Here is a 730-nt window from a genome sequence, read left to right on the forward strand (position 1 = left end):
ACTTTAATAATAAGCGATAATAATAAACTTTTAAGCTGGCATAGTAATTAAACTACTGCAAGGATAATCGCATAACTCACTCATTCCACTAATACCTGTAAGTTCAATAACAAAACTAAAACCTGCAACTATTCCTTGAGCGCGCTTGACAATATTTGCAGCAGCTTTTGCAGTGCCTCCAGTTGCAATAAGATCGTCAACAATAAGCACACGTTGACCTGGCTTAATAGCGTCGTTTTCAATTTCAATACTTGCCTGACCATACTCAAGCATGTACGACTCAGTAATAACTGGAGGAGGTAGCTTACCAGCTTTACGAATAGCAAGAAAACCTTTGCCTAACCGAGATGCCAACAATGGTCCAAAAAGAAAACCTCGAGCTTCAAGCCCAGCAATCAAATCAATTGAATCAGCTGGTACAGGCAATGCATCAATCAAAGAATCAATAAGAATTCGCGAAGAGCGAGCATTTGAAAATATAGGAAGAAAATCACGAAATATAATACTAGTATTGGGGAATCCTGGAACGGTACGAATCAAAGAAGCAAGATAAGCGGCGTCATCGTTACTTACTGTTTTCAACGTTTTCACTGTAATATCCGTTGCTGTCATAATTCTAACGTTCTTTTCTTCACAAGACTTGTTATTGGAATATGGAAAGAATGTCACATATTCGCATGATGTGTGAGACATGCGCTAACTCACACATCACGACTTAAGTATTAAATTA

Annotated in this window: 1 protein-coding gene; it reads right to left on the reverse strand. The window is 37.9% G+C overall.

Going from position 1 to position 730, the window contains the following annotated elements; genetic code table 11:
- Positions 1-30 precede the first annotated feature (30 nt).
- A complete protein-coding gene (locus tag A5294_RS06470; RefSeq protein ID WP_064340745.1) occupies positions 31-612 on the reverse strand; it encodes an adenine phosphoribosyltransferase in 582 nt (193 codons plus the stop codon).
- Between the last annotated feature and the right edge of the window lie 118 nt (positions 613-730).

It is taken from the genome of Gardnerella sp. 30-4 (genome assembly GCF_001641215.1).
Taxonomy (GTDB): Bacteria; Actinomycetota; Actinomycetes; order Actinomycetales; family Bifidobacteriaceae; genus Bifidobacterium; species Bifidobacterium leopoldii.

Bases quoted from the DNA above. Each gene is read 5' to 3' on its own strand.
- A5294_RS06470 (WP_064340745.1), bottom strand. From the start codon at position 612: ATGACAGCAACGGATATTACAGTGAAAACGTTGAAAACAGTAAGTAAC.